Origin of the sequence: Sphingomonas sp. NIBR02145, from assembly GCF_027359115.1 — a bacterium.
Classification (GTDB): domain Bacteria; phylum Pseudomonadota; class Alphaproteobacteria; order Sphingomonadales; family Sphingomonadaceae; genus Sphingomonas; species Sphingomonas kyeonggiensis_A.
On sequence record NZ_CP114791.1, the window covers coordinates 4961999 to 4986937 of the forward strand.

Below are 24939 nucleotides of genomic sequence, written 5' to 3' on the forward strand. Positions count from 1 at the left end.
GGGTTACTTGGTCGTCACTTCGGTGACGAACATATAGCCTTCGTTGCGGATCGTGCGGATCAGGTCCTCGGAGCCCGGCCGGGCCAGCTTCTTGCGCAGGCGGCTCATCTGCACGTCGATCGCACGATCGAAATGCTCGGCATTGGGGCCACGCGAGAGATCGAGCAGCATGTCGCGGGTCAGCACCCGGCGTGGGCGCTCGACCAAAGCGAGCAGCAGGCGGAACTCGCCGTCGCTCAGGTTGATGATGACGTCGTCCGGATCCCAGAGCTGGCGTGCCACGGGATCGAGCCGCCAGCCGGCGAAGCGCATGAAGGCGCGGGTGGTGATCGCGGCCGGCGCGGCGCTGCGGTCGCCCTGGCTGCGGCGCAGCACCGAGCGGATGCGGGCCAGCAGCTCACGCGGATTGGCGGGCTTGGGCACATAATCGTCCGCGCCCATTTCCAGCCCGACGATCCGGTCGATATCCTCGCCGATCACCGAGTGGAGGATCACCGCGGGGCCGGTCTCACGATCCATCGAGCGGAGTATCGAAAGGCCGTCCTCGCCCGGCATCATCACGTCGAGTACGATCAGGTCGTAATCGTTGCGCGCGGTGAGGGTGCGCATCTCGGTGGCGCCCGATGCGGTGTCGACGACATAGCCATGCTGCGACAGGAAGGCCGCGGTAAGCTCGCGGATTCCGGGATCGTCATCGACGATCAGCAGGCGGGTCTCGATGTCCAAGGCGGGGGCTAAAGCTGCTTGTGGCATCCCATCGGTTTAAGTGCCGAGCCTAACGCCGGTATTGCACGGCTGCAACGCACGGAAACATAATGACGGAGCGGGACGGGGAAAGCCGTAAGGGGATTTCTGCTTTTGTCTTTCGCGGGGAGGCCGGGCGTGTCGGGACCGCGAGCCCTTCACGCCGTCACCCTGAACTTGTTTCAGGGTCCAACCCTCCACGGGCGATATCGCTGGAGGCGCATTGGATGCTGAAACGAGTTCAGCATGACGAAGCGCTTGCTGTGATGCCGGCCTGCAATTCGACGAGTTCGATACGCTAATGATTAGCAATAGCTCATCAATCCTCGAGGATCTGCGAGTGTTTCGCAGTGTCCCGCATGCGCAGATAGGTGACCAGCGAGATGGCGATCATCGCGGTGACATACCAGTAGAAGCCGCGCTCCCACCCTTCCTGCTTGAACCAAAGCGCCACGGTGGGCGCGGTGCCGCCGAACAGGGCGTTGGCCAGCGCATAGGGCAGGGCGACGCCCAGGGTGCGGATATGGGCGGGGAAGAGCTCGGCCTTCACCACGGCGTTGATCGAAGTGTAGCCGGTGACGATCACCAGCGCCCCGGTCATCAGCAGGAAGGCGGTGAGCGCGTCGCGTGCGCCTTCCATCGCGACGAAGATCGGATAGCTGAGCAGGGTGCCGAGCACGCCGAATGCGATCATCAGCGGCTTGCGCCCGATCCGGTCGGACAGGGCGCCGGCGAGCGGCTGGATCGCCATGAACACGAACAGGGCGGCCGCGTTCACCTGGGTCGCCGCTGAATCGGAGAAGCCGGCGGTCTTCTTGAGGAAGGCGATCGGGTAGATTGTATAGGCGTAGAAGGCGAGGGTGCCGCCGGCGGTGAGCAGCATCACCACGGCCGCCTCGCGCGGATGCTCGCGGACCAGTGCCAGTGCGCTCGATTTCTTGGCCGTTTCGCGCTTGGCGAAGCTCTCGGTCTCGGCCAGCCGGCGCCGCAGCCAGAATACGCCGAGCGCCAGCACGCCGCCCACGGCGAACGGGATGCGCCAGCCCCAGGACTTCAGGTCCGCCTCGCTCATCACCGCCTGGAGCACCAGCAGCACGAGCAGTGCGACGAGCTGGCCCGAGATCAGCGTGACGTACTGGAAGCTGGAGAAGAAGCCGCGATGCTTCCTGCCTGCCATTTCCGAAAGATAGGTGGCGCTGGCGCCATATTCGCCGCCCAGGCTGAGCCCCTGGAGCAGCCGCGCGGTGACCAGCGCGACGGTGGCCGCCACGCCGATCTCGCCATAGCTGGGCGTTGCCGCGATGATGATCGAGCCGGCGCACATCAGCGTGACCGACAGGGTCAGTCCCGCCTTGCGCCCGCGCCGGTCGCCATAGATGCCCATCAGCCAGCCGCCGATCGGGCGCATGAAGAAGCCGATCGCGAAGACGATCCAGGCGCTGATGTCCTGGCCGGCGCCCTTGGGGAAATAGTGCGGCGCCAGATAGCTGGCGAGCACCGCATAGGCATACCAGTCATACCATTCGACCAGATTGCCGGCCGATCCGCCCAGGATCGAGCGCAGGCGGTGGCGGGGCGGGGTGGTGGCGTCGGCTGCTGTCATCGCGCCACTATGGCGCCAGGAATCGCGCTTGTCTTTGGCTGCGATATCGGCTGAGTGGCGCCACGAATTTGGAGAGGGATTTCCTGAAGATGCGTGCCATCCTGCTCGTCGGCGCCCTTGCGCTTGCCGGTTGCCAGTCCGCCGCGGAGCGCCAGGCGGCCGCCACGGGCGAGTTCGAAGTGCACAATGGCTCGATGAAGGAAGTCGCCGCGCTGTCCAAGGCGGCGCATTCGAAGATGCTGATGCAGCCGGGCACCTGGGACTCGGGGATGCAGGTGATCTCGGCCGACTTCACCGACGGGGCGGACAAGGCCGACCAGCTTGCCGCGGTGCGCAAGCAGGAGCGCCATGCGGTGAAGTGCCAGACGGCGAGCGACCTCAAGCCGCTCGACATCGAGAATCTGGAGAAGGTCGCCGGCACCTGCACCTTCCCGCGCTTCATCCAGAAGGGCGGGAAGCTCGACGTCGAGATCCAGTGCACCCAGGCGAGCGGCGCGAAGACCACTCTCCTCTATGCCGGCACCATGGGCAAGGACGCCTATGACGTGACCGTCGACCAGAAGAGCGGCGCCAGGGGGCAGCCCGACTATGCGGCGATTCGCATGCGCGTCTATGGCAAGCGGCTGGGGCTTTGCACCGGCAAGCCGGCTGCCTGAGGTGCGGCTCGCCGCATCACAGGGGAGGCGGGGCCGGTTCGCCCTTGTAAAATTGGATTCACGCTGTTAGGTGGCCGCCCTTACGCCGCAACTCTCGTGTTCCGGCGAACCCTTTTCTATTGATTAGACCGGAGCACTGACGGGTTTATGCAGATCATCGTTCGCGACAACAACGTCGACCAGGCACTGCGCGCACTCAAGAAGAAGCTGCAGCGTGAGGGCGTGTATCGCGAGATGAAGCTCCGTCGCCACTACGAGAAGCCCAGCGAGAAGCGTGCTCGCGAGCGTGCCGCCGCGGTTCGCCGCGCCCGCAAGCTCGAGCGCAAGCGCATGGAGCGCGACAGCGCCCGTTGATTTCGCGAATCGGCCATGCGCGGACCTCGCGCGTGGCCGTCGTGACTTTCTTGACTAACGGGTAGCCTGAATACCCGCGCCTGGAGCCTATCGCATGTCCGTGACCGCCGTTCCGCTCCAGCCCGTCAAGCGCAGCTACAAGACCTGGCTCTGGGCCGGTGTGGTGCTGGCGATCGCCGTTGCGGTGGCGCTGGCCTGGACCGGTACCCGCGCGCCTGTCGCTGCCAAGGGCAGCGACGCGCAGTTCCTCGCCTGGAACAAGGGCCAGACCGGCGTGCAGACCACGGCTTCGGGCCTGCAGTATCAGGTGCTCAAGGAAGGCTCCGGCGCCAAGGCGCAGGAAGGCGACGGCGTCTCGGTGTGGACCGTCGGCACGATGCGTGACGGCACCGTCTTCCAGCCGGCCGGCGATATCCGCCTCCAGGTCGGTGGCGCGATCCCCGGCTTCGACGAAGCGCTCAAGATGATGAGCAAGGGCTCGAAGCTGCGCATCTGGATTCCGGCGAACATCGCCTATGAGAAGGCCGGCCCGCAGCATCCGCTGTTCGGCAAGCTCCTGCAGTTCGACCTCGAGGTGAAGGAAATCGTCCCCGCCGCGGTCCTGCAGCAGATGATGATGCAGCAGATGATGCAGCAGCAGGGCCAGGGCGGCGGCGCTCCCGGCGGCCCGGGCGGCCCCGGCGGCCCGCAGCCGGGTGGTCCCGAGGGTCAGTAAGCTCCCGACACAGTGAACAGCAAAACGCCGGCGGATCGCTCCGCCGGCGTTTTTGCTTTCCGCCCCATTTCTCGCACGGAGCGTTCGGCCGCGGTCCAAAACGGTTGCGTGCCATGCGGTGCTTGATTAGGCGCCGGGCGTGGGCCTTAGGGGATGACGCGCCAATGAAGGGTATTATTCTGGCCGGCGGCAGCGGCACCCGGCTCTACCCGGCGACGCTTGCGATTTCGAAGCAGCTCCTGCCCGTGTTCGACAAGCCGATGATCTACTATCCCTTGTCGGTGCTTATGCTTGCCGGCATTCGCGATATCCTGATCATCTCCACGCCGCGTGACCTTCCGCTGTTCGAGACGCTGCTCGGGGACGGCTCGGCGTTCGGGATCAATCTCCACTATGCCGTGCAGCCCGAGCCCAATGGCCTGGCCGAGGCGTTCGTGATCGGTGCCGATTTCATCGACGGCAAGCCGAGCGCGCTCATCCTGGGCGACAACATCTATCATGGCGACAAGATGGGCGAGAAATGCCGGGTCGCGGCGGAAGAGGCGGCGCGTGGGGGCGCGAACGTCTTCGCCTATCATGTCGATGATCCCGAGCGCTACGGCGTGGTCGCGTTCGATCCGGATGGGCGGGCGACCAGCATCGAGGAGAAGCCCGCCGCTCCCAAGTCGAACTGGGCGGTGACCGGCCTCTATTTCTACGACCAGGACGTGGTGGATATCGCGAGGTCGCTGCGGCCGTCGGCGCGCGGCGAGCTGGAGATCACGGACGTCAACCGCACTTATATGGAGCGCGGCGACCTTCACATCACCCGGCTGGGCCGCGGCTATGCCTGGCTCGATACCGGCACGCATGACAGCCTGCAGGAAGCCAGCGCGTTCGTCCGCACGATCGAGCACCGCACCGGCATCAAGATCGCATGTCCCGAGGAAATCGCGCTCGAACTGGGCTGGGTGAGCGGGGAGCAGGTGCTCGCGCGGGCCGCGATGCTGGGCAAGACCGGCTATGCCGATTATCTCAAGCGACGGGTGGCGAGTACGATATGACGGTTTTCAATCGGCTGGCCATTCCCGACGTCATCGAGATCATTCCCCCGAAACATGGCGATCATCGCGGCTTCTTCTCTGAAGTCTACAAGCGCTCGGCGTTCGAGGCCGAGGGGATCGACATCAGCTGGGTCCAGGACAACCACAGCCTCTCGACCGACCTGGGGACGGTGCGGGGCCTGCATTTCCAGCTTCCGCCGGTTGCCCAGGACAAGCTTGTCCGGGTGCTGCGCGGCCGCATCTACGACGTTGCCGTCGATATACGGAAGGGCTCGCCGACCTACGGCAAATGGGTCGGCTGCGAGCTTTCGGCGGAGAAGTGGAACCAGTTGCTGGTTCCCATCGGCTTCGCGCATTGCTTCATGACGCTCACCGAGGATGCCGAAGTGATGTACAAGGTGAGCGCGCCTTACTCGCGGGAGAATGAGGGGGCCATTCTCTGGAACGACCCGGCGCTCGGCATCGAATGGCCCGATCTCGGTGTCGCGCCGACGCTGTCGGACAAGGATCGCGTGGCATTGCCGCTGAGTGCCTTTGACTCTCCATTCGTCTACGAGGGAGCGCGCGTATGAAGACCATTCTCGTCACGGGAGGCGCAGGCTTCATCGGTTCGGCGGTGGTGCGCCATCTGGTCCGCAAGGGCCTTCGCATCATCAACCTCGACAAGCTCACCTATGCGGGCAATCCGGCCTCGCTGAAGGCCATCGAGAACGCCGCGAACCATCGTTTCGTCCAGGGCGATATCGCCGATGTTCCCCTGCTGCTCGGCTTGTTGCGCGAGGAGCGGGTCGACGGGATCATGCATCTTGCGGCGGAGAGCCATGTCGATCGCTCGATCGATGGCCCCGGGGCGTTCGTGGAGACCAATGTCGTCGGGACGTTCCGGCTGCTTTCCGCCGCTCTGGAATATTGGCGCGGGCTGGAAGGCGACGCCAGGGCGGGATTCCGCTTCCACCATGTTTCCACCGACGAGGTGTTCGGGGACCTGCCGTTCGACAGCGGCATCTTCACCGAGGAGACGTCCTACGCGCCTTCCTCGCCCTATTCGGCCTCCAAGGCGGCTTCGGACCATTTCGTCCGTGCCTGGCACGAGACCTATGGGCTGCCGGTTGTGCTGTCCAACTGCTCGAACAATTACGGGCCCTATCACTTCCCAGAGAAGCTGATCCCGCTGACCATTCTCAATGCGCTCGAGGGCAAGCCATTGCCCGTCTACGGCAAGGGCGAGAATGTGCGCGACTGGCTGTTCGTCGAGGACCACGCGCGGGCGCTCGAGCTTGTGCTCACCCAGGGGCGTGTCGGCGAGAGCTACAATATCGGCGGCAATCAGGAACGGGCCAACCTCTCGGTGGTCGAGGCGATCTGCGACGCGCTGGATCGTCGCGTCCCGCTGGCCGAAGGCGGCGCGCGCCGGGGGCTCATCCGGTTCGTGACCGATCGCCCGGGCCATGACCGGCGATACGCGATCGATGCTTCGAAGATCGCCCGGGAGCTGGGCTGGACGCCGCAGGAGAGTTTCGAGACGGGTCTCGATCGCACGATCGACTGGTATCTCGAAAATCGCTGGTGGTGGGAGCCGATCCGGTCGGGAACCTATGCCGGCGAACGGCTGGGAGGCGCATGAGGATCCTGGTTACCGGCAGGGACGGACAGGTCGCCAGAAGCCTGGCCGAGCGGGCGCCGTCGCAGCATGACGTCATCTTCGCGCAGCGGCCTGAGCTCGATCTCGCCGATTTCGACACGATACACCGGGTGATCGAAGCCGAGCGGCCGGACCTGATCTTCAATGTTGCCGCCTATACCGCGGTGGACAAGGCAGAGTCCGAGCCGGCGCTTGCCATGGCGGTGAACGGAACCGCGCCCGGCGTGCTGGCCCGGGCTGCCGCGGAAATCGGCGCCGGGATCGTGCACCTGTCGACGGACTATGTCTTCGACGGCACGCTCGACCGCCCCTATCTGGAGACCGATCCGGTCTCGCCGATCAATGTCTATGGCGAGACCAAGCTGGCCGGCGAGCAGGCCGTTGCCGCATCGGGCGCCCGCTACGCGATCCTGCGCACCGCCTGGGTCTATAGTCCTTTCGGCCGGAACTTCGTGAAGACCATCCTGGCGCTCGCCGCGCAGCGCGACGAGCTCACGATCGTGAACGACCAGTGGGGATGCCCCACCTCGGCCTTCGACATTGCCGATGCGCTGTTCCGCATCGCGGACCGCTGGGCGGTAGACCCGCAGCACGGCGCCGATGCGATCTATCATCTTGCCGGCGGTGGCGAGACCAACTGGGCGGAGTTCGCGCGCGAGATCCTGGCGATGAGCATCGCGCATGGTGGCAAGGACGCCGAGGTGCGCGGCATCCCCGCCACCGACTATCCAACGCCGGCACGGCGGCCCTCCAATTCCCGGCTCGACAGTCGGCGCTTTGCCCAGCTGTTCGGCTATGTCGCGCCGGAATGGCGAGCCTCGCTCGCTCCGGTGGTGAGGCGCCTGCTGGCCTGAGTGTCTTGCCGTCGGGCTAGGCGCTGCGATAGGAGGCCGACATCTGCCAGACCTTCTGCGAGAGATCGTGCTGACCCATGCCGCCGATGCGGTTGCTTCCCGGCGCAAGGCTGGCGCGCGCGGCGAGCGGCGCGCCATCGGCATTCAGGCTCACCGTGGCCGCCGCCCCGGTGGCGCAGGCGAATGGCATGCCCTCGATGCGCGCAGTGGCCGAGCTCACCCCGCCCTCGGCTTCGAGCGTGACGAACACGCGGCGACCGATCCGCTCATAGGTTGCCGAACGAAGCTTCGGGGGCTTGGCCCAGCCGATGAACTTGGGTGTCCAATCGTCTTCGGCGTAGGTGAGCGTTCGGGAAGATACCCCATCGCAGCCGAGCAGCGCCCAGTTGTTGAGCACCGCGGCGGGCGTATAGCTGTCCAGCTTCTCGAATGGCGGATCCATGTAGATGCCATTCACGACGCCCGAGGACCCGTGATCGAAGAAGATCGGGCGGGAGGGCTGGGCGCCGCCGAAGCGCAGCCCCGCGATCGTGACGGCGCGACCAATCACCTTGACTGCATACAGGCATTGGGTGGGGCGGATGCTGAGCAGGTTGAAGTTGCTTGCCGTCTGGACCTGATTCAGGGTCACGACGCTGTCGCTCGGCGGATGGTCGGCGGTCATCGTCTCGACCGCGAGGTTGATGATGGATCCTCCGGGTGAGGAGAAATAACAGCAGCCATCGCAGGTCAGGTTGATGAAATTCGAGAAGTTCGAATGAATGTAATAGGCATATGCCTTGTCGGTTACGCCGGTGACCTCGATATTCCAGAATGTATTGTAGGTGACGTCGATGAACGCGTCTTCGCAATATATGCCATATCTGGATACGCGGCCGGAGATGGTGATGTTCTGCCAGATCGATCGGTAGACCACGCCGCCAATGCGGATGCCGATGCGCGGGTTGATGATGAACAGATCTTCGAAGACGGATTGATTGACGCTCGAATTGACCTTCGTCGTAATGATCTCGATGCCGTCGCTGGCGGAGCCGGGGGTGCCGCAGATCAGTTTCAGGCCCTGGATCCGCAATCCGATGATGCTGGAATTGTCGCGGCAGGATATGCGGATCGCCGGGATCGGGCCGTCACTGTCCAGGTGCAGCAGCGTGTTGTCCGATCCGTCGCCTGAAATCGTGATGTTTTCCTTGATTTCTAGGGTCTTGGTCAGCCGGTAGCGTCCGGCGGGAGCGTGCAGGGCAAAGCCGTGCTCGGAAACGAAGTCGATGGCCTTCTGGAAGGCGCTGGTATCGTCCGAGGTGCCGTGGCCGGTGGCGCCGAAATCAAGCACCGAGACGAAGCCCTGGATCGGCCGGGGCTGCGGTGCGTCCTGCGGTGCGCCGATTATGTCGGGGCCGCCATTCCTGTACAGCGCCCGGGCTGCCACGGGATGCGCGGCCGAGCCTGCGAGTGCGGCCAGCAGCATGCGCCGCGAGGCGTGAGGGGCATCGATCGGCATTCGGGCAGGCTTTCCTTGTGGCGTTTGCGGGTGGCCCTGCCACGATTCCGCGCCGACGTCTTCCCCGTGCGGGGTGGAGCCGGGCCGGGGCGGCGCCGGGGTGCGGTTGACGCTCGTAATGGCCGCATCTAACGCCGTGCCGCCATCCTTCTCGGCAGGCGATGCCGGCGTCAGAAAGAAAATGCGCGATGATGCAATATATTCGTCAGTTCCGGGCGAAGTTCTGGGTGATAGCGGCATTTCTGGTGCTTGTTTTCTTCATCGGCGGCGGCTCGCGGGACGATGTTGAATCCCTGTTGATCCTGCGGCCTGCTGCGGCGCTGATGTGTTGCTTCGCCCTGTTCTCCCTGCGCATGGAAGAAGTTCGGGCCAATCGGTTCGCGTTTGGCATCGCCGCGGCAGTTGCCGGGCTTTGCATCCTGCACCTCATCCCGTTGCCGCCCGCGCTCTGGCAGAACCTGCCGGGGCGGCAGCTCGCGGTTCAGGTCGATGCAGCTGCCGGCCTGCAGGGCGTGTGGCGGCCGCTGAGCCTGGCGCCGGACGATAGCTGGAACGCCCTGTACAGCCTGCTGGTGCCCTTCGCGATATTCCTGATGGGCGTGCAGCTTCGGCAGCGCGAGTTGCACGCGCTGCTGCCGCTGTTCGTGGCGCTGGGCCTGCTGAGCGGCGTGCTGGGTATCCTCCAGATACTCGGCCCCCCGCACGGGTCGCTGTATCTCTACCGCGTCACCAATGACGGCGCCGCGGTCGGCATGTTCGCCAATCGCAATCACCAGGCGTTGCTGCTTGCGCTGCTGTTTCCGATGCTTGCCACCTACGCGATGCTGCGCGGGGACAAGGGAGAGCGGAGCATCGGGCGTTCGCTGCTGGCCGCTGGAGCCGGGTTGGTCCTCGTGCCGCTGTTGCTGATCACCGGATCGCGCGCGGGCCTGCTGATCGGGATCTGCGGGCTGCTGAGCATCGCCATGATATATCGGCTGCCCAGCACGCGCCGCGGCGGGCGTTCCAAGGCGCTGTGGCGCGACTGGCGCTATTGGGCCGCGGCCGCCGTCGTATCGGCGATGGTCGCGATCGCGGCGCTGAGCTCGAAGGCCGAGGCGCTGAGCCGCCTGCTGGCGGCGGGGCAGGGCAATGATCGCCGTTTCCAGATGTGGGGGCCCATTGCCGAAATGGCATGGAAATACTTCCCGTTCGGGTCCGGCGTCGGCTCGTTCGTCGAGGTATATCAGGTCGATGAACCTAGAAACCTGCTGTCGCTGACCTACACCAACCACGCGCATAATGATTTCCTGGAGATCTGGCTGACTGCAGGCGTGCCGGGCGTAATTCTGCTCTTGCTGGCGGTGGTTTTGCTGGGGCGCAGGATATGGAGCCGCTTCCGTGCTCCGGTGCGCGCCGAGGGCGATCTATTTGGCCGCCTGGGCGCATTTCTCGTGGTTTTTGTTGCGCTTGCGAGTCTCGGGGACTATCCGCTTCGTGTCCCGTCGATTTCTTGCCTTTTCGTTGTTGCGGTTTTGTGGGTTTCCGGCGAGAGACGCGCTGTAAAGGACGGCAAGGGCCTCATCGACGATGAGGTAGGAGGGAAATAATCTTGCTGAGTTTTGGTGCTTTTCGCGGGGTCGCGCTGCTGGTCGCCGTTTCCGCGCTCTCGGCCTGTGCCGGTAGTCGTGCGCTTGGTGGTGATGCCGGTACGCAGGTGGTGGTCGGCAATGAGCTGCCGCCGCCTTCGCGCGTGGATATCGTCGGCGAAGACCGTCCCTATCTTGTCGGCCCGTTCGACAAGCTGGAGATCGACGTCTTCGGCGTCGAGGAACTGAGCAAGAAGGAAGTCCAGACCGATGCGAGCGGGCGAATTTCGTTCCCGCTGGCGGGGGTGGTGGAGGCTGCCGGCCGCACGCCGGCCGAAATCCAGGACATTCTCCGCGATCGCCTTCGCGCCGCGCATATCCGGGATCCGCAGGTCACGGTGAATCTCAAGGAGACCGTGAGCCAGGTCGTCACCGTGGACGGCCAGGTTCGCGAGCCGGGCCTGTATCCCGTGGTGGGCCGCATGACGCTGATGCGCGCGGTCGCGACTGCCAAGGGCGCCACCGAATATGCGAAGCTCGACTATGTTGTCGTGTTCCGGACGGTGCAGGGGCAGAAATATGCCGCGCTGTATAACCTGAAGGCCATTCGTCAGGGCGCCTATGCGGACCCTGAGGTCTACGCAAACGACGTCGTGGTCGTCGGGGAATCCTACGCGCGCCGCCTCTTCCGCGACTTCATCTCGATCATTCCGCTGGTGACGACTCCGCTGGTCGTGGCCCTTCAAAACTAATCAAACTGACACTCGGATATTTTCCCACATGTCGCAGACAGATACTGAAGGGCACGCGCAGGTTGCTGGGGGCCAGGGTGAGGTGAAGCGGGTATCCTCGCTCGCGCCGCCGCTGCTGCTTCAGTATTGGCAGATCATCAACCGCTGGAAGTGGGTGATCGCGTCGATCCTGGTCGTTTCGGTTGTCCTCGGCTTTGTCGCCACGATGATGATGACGCCGCAATACACCGCGCGTGCGCGCGTGGAGATCAGCCGCGATCAGAAGAATATCACGAAGGTCGAAGGTCTTGAGCCGGCCGATGCGGGCCGCGACCTGGAATTCTACCAGACCCAGTATGCGCTGCTCGAGGCGCGCACGCTGGGCGAGCGCGTCGTGCGCAGGCTGCGGCTGGCGAGCAACGATGCGTTCTTTGCCGCGCACGGGATCGATCCCGCCGCCTTTGCCGCCGGCAAGCCTGCCGGCGCGGCGTCGTCGATCGCCGATGAGCGCGAGAAGGCCGCGACCAACCTGGTGCTCGCGCATATCGGCATCGCGCCGGTTCGCGGCTCCGCGCTTGTCGACGTCAGCTACACCAGCGGGTCGCCTGCGCTTTCCGCGGAAATCGCCAATGCCTGGACGCAGCAGTTCATCGAAGCCAGCGCCGACCGTCGCTTCTCGTCGACTGCCGACGCGCGTTCCTTCCTCGAGCGCCAACTGAACGATCTTCGCGGCAAGCTCGAAAAGTCCGAGCGGGACCTGGTTTCCTATGCCTCGGAGCGCGACATCGTGACGCTCCACCGGACGCAGGGCGCCGATGGCAAGACCCAGGCCGAGCGGACGCTGACGGCGGTCGATCTCGAAGCGCTGAACGATGCCCTGAGCAAGGCGATTGCCGATCGCATCGCGGCGGAGAGCCGGATGAAGAGCGGCGGCTCCGCGGACAGCAATCCGCTTGCGCTCGCCAACTCCGCCCTGTCGCAGCTGCGGCAGCGCCGCGCGGAAGTCGCGTCGGAATATGCCCGCATGCTGGTGCAGTTCGAGCCGCAATATCCGGCGGCGCGGGCGCTGCACGAGCAGCTCGGGGTTCTGGATGCGAGCATTGCCCGTGAGGAGCGTCGCGTAACCGGCCTCGACAGCAATGCGTTCCGCGAGGCAACGCGCCGCGAGGCGGAATTGCGCGAACAGGTCTCGGTGCTGAAGAAGCGGCTCGATGTCGAGCAGCGCGACAGCATCCAGTACAATATCTACCAGCGCGAGGCCGACACCAATCGCCAGCTCTATGATGCGCTGCTGCAGCGCTACAAGGAGATCGGCGTCGCCGGGGTGACCCCGAGCAACATCGCGATCGTCGATACCGCGAAGGTGCCGGCGAAGCCTTCCTCGCCCCGCCTGTTCCTCAATCTCGCTTTGGCGATGCTGGGCGGCCTTGCCTTTGCGGGCATTGCGACGATCGCACTCGATCAGATCGACGAGGGATTGCGCGAGCCGAGCCAGGTCAACCGGGTCCTGCAGGTTCCCTTGCTGGGCAGCGTGCCCGACGTGGAGGGAGAGGACGCGTCGAAGGCGCTGGCCGATGCGAAGTCCGAGCTTTCCGAAGCCTATCTCAGTATTCGCTCCAACCTGTCCTTCTCGACCGATCACGGTGTGCCGCGATCGCTCATGGTCACCAGTACCCGGCCTGCGGAAGGCAAGAGCACGACCGCGTTCGCGCTCGCTACCGTGCTGGGTCGTACCTCGAAGAAGGTCATTCTGGTCGATGCCGACATGCGCCGTCCGTCCGTCCATGGCCTGTTCGGGGTCAAGAACGAGCGCGGTTTGAGCAACTTCCTGGCCGGCGAGAATGATTGGCGTTCGTTCGTCGTCGAGACGCCGCTGCGTGGCGTGTCGATCATGTCGTCGGGCCCGATCCCGCCGAGCGCCGCCGAGCTGCTGAGCAGCGACCGCATGGGCCTTCTGGTCCGTCAGTTGCTCGAAGAGTTCGATCATGTCGTCGTCGACTCCCCGCCGATCCTTGGCCTGGCCGACGCGCCGCTGCTGTCGCGCTCGGTTGAGGGCAGCGTGTTCGTGGTCGAGGCCGAGGGCGTGGCGGTGCGCGGCGTGAAGTCGTCGCTCAGCCGTCTCCAGGATGTCCACGCGCACATCTTCGGCGTGGTGCTGACCAAGCTCAAGCGCCGTCAGGCGGGCTATGGCTATGGCTACGGCTATGGCTATGGCTACGGAAACGATGAGGGCGGCGACGCGCGATGAGCCGTCGGGGATCCCTTCGTGATGCCTTTTCCGACAGGGCCAGAATGGGCCGGGGCATTGCACTTGGGATCCTGGCAGCCGGAATCGGCTATGCGAGCTTCGCCGCCGCGATGGGCTCTGTCTATCGCGGGAGCGATCCGTCCGCGGCACTGCGTTTCGCACCACATGACAGTGGCGCGCTCGCCGGGATGGCGCAGCGCGTACTGACGACGCCGGATCCTGCCTCGGCGGGGCGGGTGAGCGACCTGGCGCTTCGCTCGATCCGGGCGCAGGCGATCAATCCCAGCGCGATCGCCGCGCTGGGTATCGCCAGGGATCTTCGCGGGGATCAGGCCGGCGCCGCCCGCCTGATCAATCTCGCGCAGCGCGTGGGCCAGCGTACGCGTCTCGCCCAGCTCTGGCTGATCGAATATCACGCCGCGCACAACCAGCTGCCCCAGGTCCTCGTGCAATATGATCTCGCGCTGCGTTCCAGCGAGGGCGCGCGCGACCTGTTGCTGCCCGCGCTTGGCAATGCCTTGTCGGATCCGGAAATCCGCAAGGCGATGAAGCCTTATGTGAAGGCCGGCGCTCCGTGGCTCGTGCCGTTCCTGATCACGCGCGTCGCTGCGCCGGACCAGGATCCTCGCGTGCTGTCGGCGATGATCCTCGAGGACGGGCCGCTTCCGCGTGATTCCGTCTATCGCATCATCGAGATCCAGCTGGTCGACAAATTGGCCGGTGCAGCGGCTTTCGACGAGCTCGAGCGCTTCTATCGCTCGCTGCCTTATGCCGATCTAACCGTTCTGCGCAGCGCCGCGATCGGCGAGCGCGACGCAAGCAGGAAGTTCGGCGCGCTTGGATGGCGTTTGGTCAGCGATCCCGATGCCGGCGCGGAATTCTCCAGTGCCGCCAATGGCCAGACCGGATTCAGTGCCTATGCCAATCCCGGCCATGGCGGCACGGCCGCGAGCAAGCTGCTGTTCCTCGCGCCGGGGCGGTATCGCTTCCAGGCCAAGTACGACAACATCGCCTTGCCCGCGCGGGCAAAGGCCAATTGGATTTTACGCTGCGGAATCGGCGAAGGCAGCCGGATCGTGTGGCAGGGCCGTCCGGTCAACGGAGCGCAATCCGAGGAGATTGACGATTCGATCCTTATCGACGAAGGGTGCCCGCACCAGTTTCTGGAGCTTGATGTGAGCGGGGGCGAAGACCGGCAAGGGGTGACTTTCGACGTGGTGAAGATCGATCTGACGCGCGTCGCTCCTCGTTAGGCTGCTCCTGATTTCCCGCGGCTTTTTCGGACGGCGGTTTCCCAAACGTTTCTAGCGGAGAGAGCCTTCGGGCTCGGTAAGATCTATGAGTTCTGGTCAAAAGGTTGCGCTGATCACCGGAATCACGGGGCAGGACGGATCCTATCTTGCCGAGTTTCTGCTGCAGAAGGGCTATGTCGTCCACGGCATCAAGCGCCGGTCCAGCTCGTTCAACACCGGGCGCATCGACCATATCTTCCAGGACCCGCACGCCCAGGATGTGAACCTGCATCTCCACTATGGCGATCTGGCGGACTCCACGAACCTCATTCGGCTGATGCAGCAGATCCAGCCGGACGAGGTCTATAATCTCGGCGCGCAGAGCCACGTCGCGGTTTCGTTCGAGCTGCCCGAATATACCGCCGACGTCACCGGCGTGGGCGCCCTCCGCGTGCTCGAGGCGATCCGCCTGCTCGGGCTCCAGGAGCGCACGCGCTTCTATCAGGCATCGAGCAGCGAGCTCTATGGCCTGGTGCAGACGGTGCCGCAGACCGAGAAGACGCCCTTCTATCCGCGCAGCCCCTATGCGGTGGCGAAGCTCTACGCCTATTGGATCACGGTGAATTATCGTGAGGCCTATGGGATGTACGCCTGCAACGGCATCCTGTTCAATCATGAGAGCCCGCGCCGCGGCGAGACCTTCGTCACCCGCAAGATCACCCGCGGCCTTTGCAACATCGCGCAGGGGCTTGAGAATTGCCTGTATCTCGGCAATCTCGATGCGAAGCGCGACTGGGGGCATGCGCGCGATTATGTGCGGATGCAGTGGCTCATGCTGCAGCAGGAAACCCCCAAGGACTATGTGATCGCGACCGGCGTGCAGTTCAGCGTCCGCGAGTTCCTGACCTGGAGCGCCGAAGGCCTCGGGATCACGCTGCGCTTCGAGGGCGAGGGCGTTGAGGAGCGCGGCATCGTCGAGGCGGTCAGCGGCGACAATGCGCCGGCAGTGAAGCCGGGCGACGTGATCGTGCGCGTCGATCCGAAATATTTCCGTCCGGCCGAAGTCGAGACCCTGCTCGGTGATCCGGCCCTGGCGAAGGACGACCTCGGCTGGCTGCCCGAGATTTCGACCCGCGATCTCTGCGCGGAAATGGTCGAGGCGGATCTCAAGGCGGCGCGTCGCGCTGCGCTCATCGCCCATTCCGGGTATTGAAGGCATGGCCGCATCGGGACTGCTGGAGCCCATCCTTGTAACCGGTGGCACGGGGATGGTCGGGCAGAATCTGCGCGAGCATCCGGCCCTGAGCGGGGCGCGGTTGCTCATGCCGGGGCGTGCCGAACTGGACCTGCGGGACGCAGCCGCGGTGCGCGCCTATATGCAGCTGCATCGGCCGGTCACGGTGATCCATGCTGCCGGCAAGGTGGGCGGCATCCAGGCGAACATGCGGGACCCCGCCGGCTTTCTGATCGAGAATCTCGATCTCGGTCGCAACGTTATCACGGCGGCGGTGGAGGCGGGCGCCTCGGTCGTGCTGAACCTCGCCAGCTCCTGCATCTACCCGCGCGACCGCACGACGCTGCTGCGCGAGGAGGACCTTCTGACCGGTCCGCTGGAGCCGACGAACGAAGGCTATGCGCTGGCCAAGATCGCGGTGCTCAAGCTCGCGGCCTATCTCGACGCAGCCAGCGAGGCGACCTCGCTGAAGTCGGTCATCCCGTGCAACCTCTTCGGACGGCATGACAATTTCAAGCCGGCCAGCTCCCATCTGTTGCCGGCGATCATCCAGAAGGTGCACGGCGCGATCCAGACGGGCGCGGAATCGGTGGAGATCTGGGGCGACGGCACGGCGCGGCGGGAATTCCTGTTCGCGACCGACTTCGCGGATGCCGTGGTGCACTGCCTGCAGAATTTCGATGCGATGCCCGACCTGATGAACATCGGCCTGGGCTTCGACTACAGCATCAACGAATATTATCAGACCGTGGCGGATGTCCTCGGATATTCCGGCGGCTTCCACCACGACCTGGACCGTCCGGTCGGGATGGCGCGGAAAGTCGTCGACGTGTCGCGTCTCGACGCAATGGGGTGGAAGCCCCGCCATGACCTCAAGCAGGCAGTGGGTCTGACTTATGAGTTCTTTCTGAGGAGCGCAGTATGAGCTTTGTTTTCCCGCTGGCGAATTCCACCTGGGACGAAGCTGAATACCAGGCGTTGCAGGACGTGATCGCTTCCGGACACTTCACCATGGGTCCGAAGGTGCAGGCGTTCGAGCGCGCCTTCGCGGACTATCTCGGGGCGAGCTACTCCGTGATGGTCAATTCGGGTTCCTCGGCCAATCTCCTGATGATCGCGGCGCTGTTCTACACGTCGGACGAGAAGCGCCGGCTCAAGCGTGGCGACGAGGTGATCGTTCCGGCGGTTTCCTGGAGCACGACCTACTACCCGCTCCACCAGTATGGCCTGAAGATGAAGTTCGTGGACATCGATCTCGAGACGCTGAATCTCGATCTCGATGCGGTTGAGGCTGCGATCGGCCCGTCGACGCGCGCGATCCTCGCGGTCAATCTTCTCGGCAATCCGAACGATTTTGCGCGCCTCCAGAAGATCTGTGACGCGCATGGCCTGATCCTGCTCGAAGACAATTGTGAATCCCTCGGCGCCGAATTCGACGGCAAGCAGGCCGGCACCTTCGGCCTGATGGGGACCTATAGCTGCTTCTTCAGCCATCACATCTCGACGATGGAAGGCGGCATGGTCTCGACGGACGACGAGGAGCTGTACCACATCCTCCTCTCGCTTCGCGCGCATGGCTGGACGCGCAATCTGCCGCGCGTGAACCATATCTGCTCCGACAAGTCGGATGACTATTTCGAGGAAGCCTTCCGCTTCATCCTTCCGGGCTACAATCTTCGCCCGTTGGAGATGTCTGGTGCCCTGGGCATCTGCCAGGTGGAGAAGCTGCCGGGGCTAATCGCCGCGCGGCAGGAAAATGGTGCGCTTCTGCAGGCTGCCCTGTCTCAGCATCCGGACCTGATGATACAGCGGGAGACCGGAAAGAGCAGCTGGTTCGGCTTCAGCCTCGTCGTGCGGCCGGGCCGGAATCTCACGCGCAGCCGGTTGCTGGGGGCGTTGCATGCGAAGGGATTCGAATGCCGCCCGATCGTGGCCGGGAATTTCGCTGCCAAGGAGGTGGTGAAGTACATGGATCACGAAGTGCACGGCCGGCTGACCGCCGCGGACCATGTGGATGCGCACGGCGTGTTCGTGGGCAACCACCATTATCCGATACCCGATGCCATTGAGGCGCTCGCCTCGCTCGAGATCTGATGCCGGTTGTCGTTCGAACCCATGGTGGCCTGGGCAATCAACTGTTCCAGCTGCTCTTCGCCCGCCTGTTCGCGGCGGAGCGGGGCGAGCGGCTGTACCAGATCCACGACCTGAACTACCCGCACCGCTTCACGCAGAGCGACGAACTCCCGTACGAGGCGCCCGCCGGCTGGATGCGCGCGCTCTCGGCTGCCCGGCTGCCCAAGATCGCCGCACGGCTCGGCGCGAAGCGGGAATGGATCGCGCTTCCGGGCGTCACGCTGCTCGACGGCTATTTCCAGTCGAGCCGGGACTATGCCCGCTTCTCGCCCCAGGCGGTCGCGAGCGCCCTGGCCGACCTGCGCCTGGATCTCGCCATTCCGGGCGAAAAGCTCTATCCGTTCGGCGTGCATCTGCGCCTCGGCGACTTTTTCGCCGACCGCGCCGCTGCCATCGCGCATGTCCAGTCGCGCATGGCAGCGATCCCGAGAGGAGCCGCCCTGCTTACCAACGATGAAGCGCTGCTCTCGTCGCCCGAACTCGCGCCGCTGCTGGCCGAGCGCGAAGCCCATGTCGTGACGACGGCGGGCATGAAGAGCGAGGACGTGTTGCGGACCTTCTGCCGCTTCGGTGCGATCGACGGGAACAACAGCACCTTGCTGTTCTGGGCTTCGGTGCTCGGCGACACCGACGCCAGCTTCGATGACCCGAGGCTTGCCGAGACCCAGGCATTGCTGCGTGCTACCCTGGCCGGGGAGAAGGCCTGACATGCGCGCGCGTGTGAACCTGCTCACCCGGCATGCCTATCCGCTGTACACCCAGCATATCGGCGCGCAATTTTCCGAGAAGGTCGAGCTCGTCGAGAATGGAGACGGCGGCGACTGGGACCTCGCGATCGTATTCGAAGGCATGTCGGTCCCGGCAGCGCTGACGGTGCGCGAAGGCGGGCTTGTCTTCGTTTCGGGCGAGCCGCCGGAGATCGGCATCTATCCGCCGGGCTTCCTCGCGCAGTTCGATCGCGTCTATTCGGCCAAGCCGGGGCGCCACCCCGATGCGGTGCGCATCCAGCACTTCAACAACTGGCATTTCGGCTACAATGGCAGCGAGCAGAGCTATCGCTACGACCACGCGGCGCTCCGGGCACTGCCGATACCCGAGAAGACGCGCGACATCTCGGTCGTGACGTCGAACCTTTCCTACCTGCCCAACCATTTCAAGCGGTTGCGCCTGATCGAGCGGTTCCGGCAGCGCTTTGGCGAGCGCATCGACTTCTTCGGCCGCCCGCACCGGTTCGTCGAGTACAAGGACGAAGCGCTGCTGCCCTATCGCTTCCATCTCTGCTTCGAGAACAGCGGCGTGCCGGGGCTCTGGACGGAGAAGATCGCCGATCCGATCCTGGGTTATGCGGTGCCCATCTATGCCGGCGCCCCCGATATCGAGAAATTCTTCCCGGGCGCGGTGATCCGGCTCGACCTGGACGATCCGGCCGCGGCGGAGGCCGTGGTGGCGAACGTGCTCGACCATGCCGAGGAGATCTACCAGGCGCGCCTGCCGGCGCTGATCGAGGCACGCCGGCGCCTGATCGAGGAGCATGATCTCACGGCCCTGATCCTGGCGGAACTGGGCCGCGTTCAGGACGCGCCGCCGCGCACGGTGCGGCTTGCGCCGCCCCAGGCCTTTGCCGATTTCAATTGGCGGGAACTGGGCTCGAGGATGCACCGACGCATGCGGACGCTCGCGACGCGGGCCGCATATCGCCTACGGGGCTGGTGACCATGCCGGAAGGACACAGCCCAGCACCGCAGCGTACGCCGGGGCTGTCGTTCGTGGTCCCGGTCTACCGCGTCGAGGAATTCATCGCCGCATGCGTGGAGAGCATCATCCGCGAGCCGGAGTTCGCCGATCGGTGCGAACTGATCCTGGTCGATGACGGGAGCCCCGATGACAGCATCCGCATCGCGCAGGCGATCTGTGGGATGCTGCCGAACGTCACGATCATAACCCAGGAGAACAAGGGGCTCAGCGAAGCGCGGAATACCGGCATACGCGCCGCCCGGGGCGATTATATCTGGTTCGTCGACAGCGATGACGAGGTGCTGCCCGGCGCGACCGGCCAGATCCTCGATCGCGCGGCGGTCGGCGTGGACATGCTCGCGCTGAATTTCGAGACGATCGGCGGCACGCTGGTGCGCGGGGTGTTCAGCGAGAATTGCGAGCAGGCGATCCCGGGCACCGATTTCCTGATGAGCGGCAATCCGCCGATGCCCGTGCAATTCTATGTCTTCCGGCGGGGCTTGCTGGCCGAGCATGACCTTTGGTTCGAACCCGGCATCTATCACGAGGATGCGCTGTTCACACCTCAGGCGATGCTCTGCGCCAGGAAACTGCTGAGGATCGAGCGGCCGGCCTATCTCTATCGGATGCGCCCCGGCTCGATCATGGCGGCGAGCAATCCGGTGAAGCATGTCCGGGACATGATCCATATCGTCCTGAAGCTGCGCGGGGTGGCGATGCGGGCGGACGTCGGACGGGCCGGCCGCCAGGCCATCGAGCGACAGATCGGATTTGCGGTCAGCGGCGTGCGATATTATTGGCGCAGGACTAGTGGAGTGGAGCGGCGGGGCGTGAAGCGGGTTCCCGAATTCGTGCAGGCGGTGACCGCGAGTTCGAGCGGCTTCACCGCGAAGCACCTCGGCGTGGCCATGCTGTTCCTTCCACTGATGAGCGTTCAATGGATTCTCGCCCGGCTGAAGCGGGCGGGCGGCAAGTTGGCGTGACCGCGGCAGCGCTGCCTGGGATTGAGACATGACGCTCGCATATATTGTTTATTTTGGCCTTATCATCTCGCTGGCGCTCGTCTGGCAGTTGCCGCGATGGTATTCGACGGCGAGCGGAGACTTCTCCCAATCGGGAGCCAATATCGCGTCCGTGATCACCGTCGTGCTGGTCACGGTGGTGATCGGTTTCCGCTACGCGGTGGGCGGAGACTTCTTCGGCTATATCGATTATTACACCTACACCACCATGTACGACACGCCGTCGACGGTGTATTTCGAGCCGGGGTTCCTTTATCTAATCCAGTTTCTGAAGCTCTTTTCGTTCCCGCCACAGGCGATCATTGCCGCCACCACCTGCGTCCAGTGCATTCTGCTGGTGGCCTGGCTTCGCAAGCGGGTCGATCTCGCCGCGCTCGTGATCTTCTATATTTTCTCCACGCTGCTGATCTTCGAGGTCAACAGCACGATCCGGCAGGGCGTGGCGTTCTTCGCGATCCTGGTCGCGCTTGACGCGATCAATCGCCGCAACGTGTTTCTCTTCGGCGCGATGATCTTCCTGGCGTTTCTGTTTCACCGCAGCGCCATCGTCTTCTTCCCGATCGGCCTGATGCTCTGGCGCGTCTCGCTGCCGCCGGTCTCGCTGCAATTGGGCGGGCTGATGCTCGCCTATTTCATGACCCAGCTCTTCTCGGACCAGGTGATCTTCCTGTTCTCCTATCTCGCGCCGATGCTGGACTATACCTCCTATGGCCGGACCTCCCGATCGGACCTGCTGCTGACCGGGGGCTATGATTCCTACGGCATCGCGGCTTTCTTCTGGATGATCGTCGATATCATCCTGATCCTGTTCTCCCGCAGGACGGCGGCGCGCTGGGCCGATCAGGGCTATGCGCGCTATCACTATCTCTTCCTGGTCGCCGCGATCCTGACGCCGGTGAACACCAGCTGGGGCTTCATCCCGTTCGCGCGCGCGCTGTTCTACTTCAACGGCATGCGCGCGATCTGCCTGGCGTTCCTGACCGCAGACCTCCTGTCGCGCAGGTCGCTTCGGGATGCGAGTTTCGCCGCCGCGCTGCTGGTGATGTTCACGGCGTGGCTGGTCGTCGGCATCGCGCGCGGCGCCGCCTGGGCTTCGCCCTATCAGTTCGCCTTCTGATGCACGGCCTGGCCGAAACCAGTTCGGATGATCCGCCACCGCCGCGCCGGCGGGTGCTGCTGCTGGCCTATATGATCTCGCCGCGGCGGGGCTCGGAATATTCGGTGACCTGGAATCACATCCAGGCGATGAAGAAATGGTGCGACATCACCCTGCTGTACGGCACGTCGGGGCCGCATATGGGCGATGACGACGATATGGCCGCGGTCCGCGACGTGCTCGACAAGGATGTCGACTATGTCTTCGTCCAGCCCCCGCGGCTGGCGTCGATCCTGAACCGCTTCAACCGCAAGGGTTTCCTCCTCTACAGCTTCTACCTGGCCTATGCGGTGTGGCATCGCGAGGCGGGCAGGGTGGCCAGGCGCCTTTGCGCCGAGCGCGATTTCGACCTGGTCCATTATCTCGGGCCGATCGGCTATCGCGAGCCGGGGCATTTGTGGAAGCTGGACAAACCCTATGTCTGGGGCCCGATCGGCGGCGCCACGAATTTCCCCTGGCAGCTGCGCCGCGCGATGCCGGCGAGCGGGCTGGCCAAGCTCTCGCTGCGGGCGATGGTCAACGGTTTTCAACTCCGCTTCAGCGGGCGGGTGCGCAAGGCGCTCAAGCGCGCCGATTTCCTGTTCACCGCCACGAGCGAGAACCAGGCGATCTTCAAGCGGATACACGGCGTATCCAGCCGCTACATGCCCGAGAACGGCATCGTGGGGCCGTTGACGCTGGATACCAGCAAGTTCCCGGCAAAGCCGATCCGCGTTGCCTGGATCGGCAGCATCGAGGCGCGCAAGGGGCTACCGATCCTGCTCGGCGCGATCGGGCAGCTGAAGGATCGCCACGCCTATCATTTCGACATCATCGGGGATGGCCCGATGATGTCGTCGATGCAGGAAGCCGCGATCCAGGCGGGTATCGATGACGTGATCACCTGGCACGGCCAGATTCCGCGGGAGACGGTGTCCGAGCTGTTCCGCAGCGCGCATCTGCACGTCGTGACCGGGCTCAACGAGGGCAATCCGACCACCATCTGGGAAGCGATGGAGAATTGCGTCCCGCTGATGGCCCTGGACCATTGCGGCATGCACGACACCGTCGGCGGCGGCTATGGGATCAAGCTGCCGGTCGAGAGCCTCGATGCGATCGAGCGCAACATGGCGGAGGCGCTGGAGGCGCTGGCGGAGCGCCCGGAGAAGCTCCGCGAGATGGCCGAGGCCTGTGCCCGCGAATGCACCGTGTTCCGCTGGGACAGCCGCGAGAAGGTGATCCTGGAGGCCTATGAGGCGGCGATCGCAACCTATCATGCCAAGGGGCGCTAGATGGCGGTCCAGCTGGATTTCGTCGGCCTGATCACGGTACGCGGGCTGAAGCTTGGCGTCGGCCTGGTCACCATCTTCGTGTTCGCCCGGATTTTCGGCGTAAGTGCCATGTACGACGCCTGGGTCTGGTCGCTGGGCCTGGTGAACGCGATCAGCCTGATGGTGTTCGGCCCCTTCGTCGAGACCTTTCGGGCCACCTATGCTAAGTTCCAGCACGGCGAAGGGCAGGCGGCCGCCGACAAGTACATAGCGTCGGTCAGCGTCGGCGTGGTCGTGGGCGCGCTGGTGATCGGCCTCGGCCTGGTCGCGCTGCTCAGCCTGTCGGACGACATGTTCGGGCTCGCGTCCACCGGCGGCCTGACCGGGGACGCGACCAGGTTCGTATTGCTGCTGCTGCCGGGCCTGGTGCTTTCCCAGCTGGTCGCGGTGCTCACCGCCTATATGAATTGCGTCGGCGTGGTCTATCGGCCGGAAATCGCCGGAACGCTCGGGGGGGCGATCGGCACTGCCTTCATCGTGCTCTTTCCGCGACTGCCGGCGGTGGAGCTGCTCCTCGTCTCCTATTATCTCGGCGTCCTCGCGCCGCTCGCCGTCTCGTTCGATTTCCTTCGCACAGTGGTTTCCCGGCTACGGCAGCTGAAATGGAGCGAGCTGCGCTTCTATGTCAGGGCGGCCACGCTGGTCGCGCTGCCGCTGTTCGTGCCCTATCTGCTGGGGCAGGCGAGCGGGCTGCTGGAGCGTCAATATGCGGCGCTCGCCGGCGTCGGCGGATTGTCGGTTCTCAGCTATGCGCTGTTCGCGCGCTCGACGCTGCAGGCGGTGTTCACCAGCGCGCTGGCATCGCTCGCGCTGCCCCAGCTCTCCCATGCATTCCAGCGCGACGGAGAGGCGGCGTTTCGCGGCGTGACCGACATATGGGTGCGGCAGTGCCTGCTGGTTGGCGGCGCCGCGGTGGTGTTCCTCTACGGCTTTTCGGACATCGCAGTGACGATTCTGTTCGGGAAGCACGGCCTGAGCAATTCCGCGCTGGCGCTCGCGCCGCTCCTGCGCTGGTACGCGCCCGCGCTGGTCTCGGTGATCCTGTACCTGCTGGGCGGGGTGAGCCTGCTCGCGGCGGGGAAGGGGAAGTCCTATGCCTTTGCCGGGTCGCTCGGGCAGGTGGTATCGATGGCGATGGTCGTCGGCTTCTTCCCGCGGCTCGGCCTCGTCGCGCTGCCGCTCGCCCTGTGCGTGTCGCACGCCATCGCGGCGGCGCTGATGTTCCGTGCGGCGGGGCGCGGAGCGTTGCGGGACCTCGGCGTGCTTGCGCTCCCCCGACTCGCGGTGATGGCCCTGGCCGCGATCGGCCTGCGCGAGATCGACCTGCTGCTTGCCCTCGATGCCCAGGCGCTGACCGTCAGGATCGTGTTCTCCGGCCTGGTCTTCGCCCTGCTGGCGGGCATTGTCTGGTTCGTCGAGCATCGGATGTTCGCTTCCGGAACCGCCGCGGCGGAGTCCTGAC

Annotated in this window: 23 protein-coding genes; 20 read left to right on the forward strand and 3 right to left on the reverse strand. The window is 64.7% G+C overall.

Annotated elements, in window-relative coordinates; translation table 11 throughout:
• Positions 1-3: 3 nt before the first annotated feature.
• Both O3305_RS22875 and O3305_RS22880 read right to left on the reverse strand, forming a co-directional pair.
• Positions 4-753: a response regulator gene (locus O3305_RS22875; protein ID WP_269574570.1), complete on the reverse strand. Its 750-nt coding sequence runs from the start codon at positions 751-753 to the stop codon at positions 4-6.
• Between the two features lie 310 nt (positions 754-1063).
• Positions 1064-2347 carry an MFS transporter gene (locus O3305_RS22880; protein ID WP_269574571.1) on the reverse strand — a complete coding sequence of 428 codons (1284 nt, stop codon included), beginning with the start codon at positions 2345-2347 and terminating at the stop codon, positions 1064-1066.
• Between the two features lie 89 nt (positions 2348-2436).
• Between O3305_RS22880 and O3305_RS22885 the strand changes: the two genes are divergently transcribed.
• The 7 genes from O3305_RS22885 (at position 2437) to rfbD (ending at position 7611) form a co-directional block, all read left to right on the forward strand.
• Entirely contained in the window at positions 2437-3003 is a 567-nt protein-coding gene (locus tag O3305_RS22885) for a DUF3617 domain-containing protein (protein ID WP_269574572.1), read from the forward strand.
• Between the two features lie 147 nt (positions 3004-3150).
• A complete protein-coding gene (gene rpsU, locus O3305_RS22890; protein WP_010545388.1) occupies positions 3151-3357 on the forward strand; it encodes a 30S ribosomal protein S21 in 207 nt (68 codons plus the stop codon).
• Positions 3358-3451: 94 nt separating this feature from the next.
• The gene (locus O3305_RS22895) at positions 3452-4072 is read left to right on the forward strand and encodes an FKBP-type peptidyl-prolyl cis-trans isomerase (protein WP_269574573.1); all 621 of its coding nucleotides are present in this window, start codon (positions 3452-3454) and stop codon (positions 4070-4072) included.
• A 164-nt stretch (positions 4073-4236) separates the two neighbouring features.
• Positions 4237-5115, forward strand: a complete 879-nt coding sequence (rfbA, locus tag O3305_RS22900; protein ID WP_269574574.1) for a glucose-1-phosphate thymidylyltransferase RfbA — start codon at positions 4237-4239, stop codon at positions 5113-5115.
• A complete protein-coding gene (gene rfbC, locus O3305_RS22905; protein ID WP_269574575.1) occupies positions 5112-5687 on the forward strand; it encodes a dTDP-4-dehydrorhamnose 3,5-epimerase in 576 nt (191 codons plus the stop codon). The genes rfbA and rfbC overlap by 4 nt, the downstream gene beginning before the upstream one ends.
• A complete protein-coding gene (gene rfbB, locus O3305_RS22910; protein WP_269574576.1) occupies positions 5684-6739 on the forward strand; it encodes a dTDP-glucose 4,6-dehydratase in 1056 nt (351 codons plus the stop codon). The genes rfbC and rfbB overlap by 4 nt, the downstream gene beginning before the upstream one ends.
• A complete protein-coding gene (rfbD, locus tag O3305_RS22915) occupies positions 6736-7611 on the forward strand; it encodes a dTDP-4-dehydrorhamnose reductase (protein WP_269574577.1) in 876 nt (291 codons plus the stop codon). Before rfbB ends, rfbD begins: the two co-directional genes overlap by 4 nt.
• Before the next feature lie 16 nt (positions 7612-7627).
• Here rfbD and O3305_RS22920 read toward each other — a convergent pair whose 3' ends face one another.
• Positions 7628-9109 (reverse strand): glycosyl hydrolase family 28-related protein, encoded by a 1482-nt coding sequence (locus O3305_RS22920; protein WP_269574578.1) that lies wholly within the window; start codon positions 9107-9109, stop codon positions 7628-7630.
• Between the two features lie 188 nt (positions 9110-9297).
• Here O3305_RS22920 and O3305_RS22925 point away from each other — a divergent pair, with 188 nt between their 5' ends.
• The 13 genes from O3305_RS22925 (at position 9298) to O3305_RS22985 (ending at position 24938) form a co-directional block, all read left to right on the forward strand.
• Positions 9298-10698, forward strand: coding sequence for an O-antigen ligase family protein (locus O3305_RS22925; protein ID WP_184168183.1), 1401 nt, complete (start codon positions 9298-9300; stop codon positions 10696-10698).
• 2 nt (positions 10699-10700) lie between these two features.
• A complete protein-coding gene (locus tag O3305_RS22930) occupies positions 10701-11429 on the forward strand; it encodes a polysaccharide biosynthesis/export family protein (RefSeq protein ID WP_269574579.1) in 729 nt (242 codons plus the stop codon).
• A gap of 28 nt (positions 11430-11457) precedes the next feature.
• Positions 11458-13656, forward strand: coding sequence for a GumC family protein (locus tag O3305_RS22935; protein WP_269574580.1), 2199 nt, complete (start codon positions 11458-11460; stop codon positions 13654-13656).
• Positions 13657-13700: 44 nt separating this feature from the next.
• A complete protein-coding gene (locus O3305_RS22940) occupies positions 13701-14909 on the forward strand; it encodes a hypothetical protein (RefSeq protein ID WP_269574581.1) in 1209 nt (402 codons plus the stop codon).
• A gap of 85 nt (positions 14910-14994) precedes the next feature.
• A complete protein-coding gene (gmd, locus tag O3305_RS22945; protein WP_184168178.1) occupies positions 14995-16101 on the forward strand; it encodes a GDP-mannose 4,6-dehydratase in 1107 nt (368 codons plus the stop codon).
• Between the two features lie 4 nt (positions 16102-16105).
• Positions 16106-17047, forward strand: a complete 942-nt coding sequence (locus tag O3305_RS22950) for a GDP-L-fucose synthase family protein (RefSeq protein ID WP_269574582.1) — start codon at positions 16106-16108, stop codon at positions 17045-17047.
• Positions 17044-18216, forward strand: coding sequence for a DegT/DnrJ/EryC1/StrS family aminotransferase (locus O3305_RS22955; protein WP_269574583.1), 1173 nt, complete (start codon positions 17044-17046; stop codon positions 18214-18216). Before O3305_RS22950 ends, O3305_RS22955 begins: the two co-directional genes overlap by 4 nt.
• Positions 18216-18962, forward strand: a complete 747-nt coding sequence (locus tag O3305_RS22960) for an O-fucosyltransferase family protein (RefSeq protein ID WP_269574584.1) — start codon at positions 18216-18218, stop codon at positions 18960-18962. Before O3305_RS22955 ends, O3305_RS22960 begins: the two co-directional genes overlap by 1 nt.
• Before the next feature lies 1 nt (position 18963).
• Positions 18964-19968, forward strand: coding sequence for a glycosyltransferase family 10 domain-containing protein (locus O3305_RS22965; RefSeq protein WP_269574585.1), 1005 nt, complete (start codon positions 18964-18966; stop codon positions 19966-19968).
• Positions 19969-19970: 2 nt separating this feature from the next.
• Positions 19971-20972, forward strand: a complete 1002-nt coding sequence (locus O3305_RS22970) for a glycosyltransferase (RefSeq protein WP_269576585.1) — start codon at positions 19971-19973, stop codon at positions 20970-20972.
• Between the two features lie 151 nt (positions 20973-21123).
• Complete coding sequence (locus O3305_RS22975) at positions 21124-22128, forward strand: EpsG family protein (RefSeq protein WP_269574586.1); 1005 nt, start codon at positions 21124-21126, stop codon at positions 22126-22128.
• The gene (locus O3305_RS22980) at positions 22128-23438 is read left to right on the forward strand and encodes a glycosyltransferase family 4 protein (RefSeq protein ID WP_269574587.1); all 1311 of its coding nucleotides are present in this window, start codon (positions 22128-22130) and stop codon (positions 23436-23438) included. Before O3305_RS22975 ends, O3305_RS22980 begins: the two co-directional genes overlap by 1 nt.
• Positions 23439-24938 carry a lipid II flippase MurJ gene (locus O3305_RS22985; RefSeq protein ID WP_269574588.1) on the forward strand — a complete coding sequence of 500 codons (1500 nt, stop codon included), beginning with the start codon at positions 23439-23441 and terminating at the stop codon, positions 24936-24938.
• Position 24939: the final 1 nt, after the last annotated feature.

Excerpts from the sequence above, each read along its gene's own strand:
- O3305_RS22875 (WP_269574570.1), bottom strand. The coding sequence starts at position 753 with ATGCCACAAGCAGCTTTAGCCCCCGCCTTGGACATCGAGACCCGCCTG.
- O3305_RS22880 (WP_269574571.1), bottom strand. The coding sequence starts at position 2,347 with ATGACAGCAGCCGACGCCACCACCCCGCCCCGCCACCGCCTGCGCTCG.
- O3305_RS22885 (WP_269574572.1), top strand. The coding sequence starts at position 2,437 with ATGCGTGCCATCCTGCTCGTCGGCGCCCTTGCGCTTGCCGGTTGCCAG.
- rpsU (WP_010545388.1), top strand. The coding sequence starts at position 3,151 with ATGCAGATCATCGTTCGCGACAACAACGTCGACCAGGCACTGCGCGCA.
- O3305_RS22895 (WP_269574573.1), top strand. The coding sequence starts at position 3,452 with ATGTCCGTGACCGCCGTTCCGCTCCAGCCCGTCAAGCGCAGCTACAAG.
- rfbA (WP_269574574.1), top strand. The coding sequence starts at position 4,237 with ATGAAGGGTATTATTCTGGCCGGCGGCAGCGGCACCCGGCTCTACCCG.
- rfbC (WP_269574575.1), top strand. The coding sequence starts at position 5,112 with ATGACGGTTTTCAATCGGCTGGCCATTCCCGACGTCATCGAGATCATT.
- rfbB (WP_269574576.1), top strand. The coding sequence starts at position 5,684 with ATGAAGACCATTCTCGTCACGGGAGGCGCAGGCTTCATCGGTTCGGCG.
- rfbD (WP_269574577.1), top strand. The coding sequence starts at position 6,736 with ATGAGGATCCTGGTTACCGGCAGGGACGGACAGGTCGCCAGAAGCCTG.
- O3305_RS22920 (WP_269574578.1), bottom strand. The coding sequence starts at position 9,109 with ATGCCGATCGATGCCCCTCACGCCTCGCGGCGCATGCTGCTGGCCGCA.
- O3305_RS22925 (WP_184168183.1), top strand. The coding sequence starts at position 9,298 with ATGATGCAATATATTCGTCAGTTCCGGGCGAAGTTCTGGGTGATAGCG.
- O3305_RS22935 (WP_269574580.1), top strand. The coding sequence starts at position 11,458 with ATGTCGCAGACAGATACTGAAGGGCACGCGCAGGTTGCTGGGGGCCAG.
- O3305_RS22940 (WP_269574581.1), top strand. The coding sequence starts at position 13,701 with ATGGGCCGGGGCATTGCACTTGGGATCCTGGCAGCCGGAATCGGCTAT.
- gmd (WP_184168178.1), top strand. The coding sequence starts at position 14,995 with ATGAGTTCTGGTCAAAAGGTTGCGCTGATCACCGGAATCACGGGGCAG.
- O3305_RS22950 (WP_269574582.1), top strand. The coding sequence starts at position 16,106 with ATGGCCGCATCGGGACTGCTGGAGCCCATCCTTGTAACCGGTGGCACG.
- O3305_RS22955 (WP_269574583.1), top strand. The coding sequence starts at position 17,044 with ATGAGCTTTGTTTTCCCGCTGGCGAATTCCACCTGGGACGAAGCTGAA.
- O3305_RS22960 (WP_269574584.1), top strand. The coding sequence starts at position 18,216 with ATGCCGGTTGTCGTTCGAACCCATGGTGGCCTGGGCAATCAACTGTTC.
- O3305_RS22965 (WP_269574585.1), top strand. The coding sequence starts at position 18,964 with ATGCGCGCGCGTGTGAACCTGCTCACCCGGCATGCCTATCCGCTGTAC.
- O3305_RS22970 (WP_269576585.1), top strand. The coding sequence starts at position 19,971 with ATGCCGGAAGGACACAGCCCAGCACCGCAGCGTACGCCGGGGCTGTCG.
- O3305_RS22980 (WP_269574587.1), top strand. The coding sequence starts at position 22,128 with ATGCACGGCCTGGCCGAAACCAGTTCGGATGATCCGCCACCGCCGCGC.
- O3305_RS22985 (WP_269574588.1), top strand. The coding sequence starts at position 23,439 with ATGGCGGTCCAGCTGGATTTCGTCGGCCTGATCACGGTACGCGGGCTG.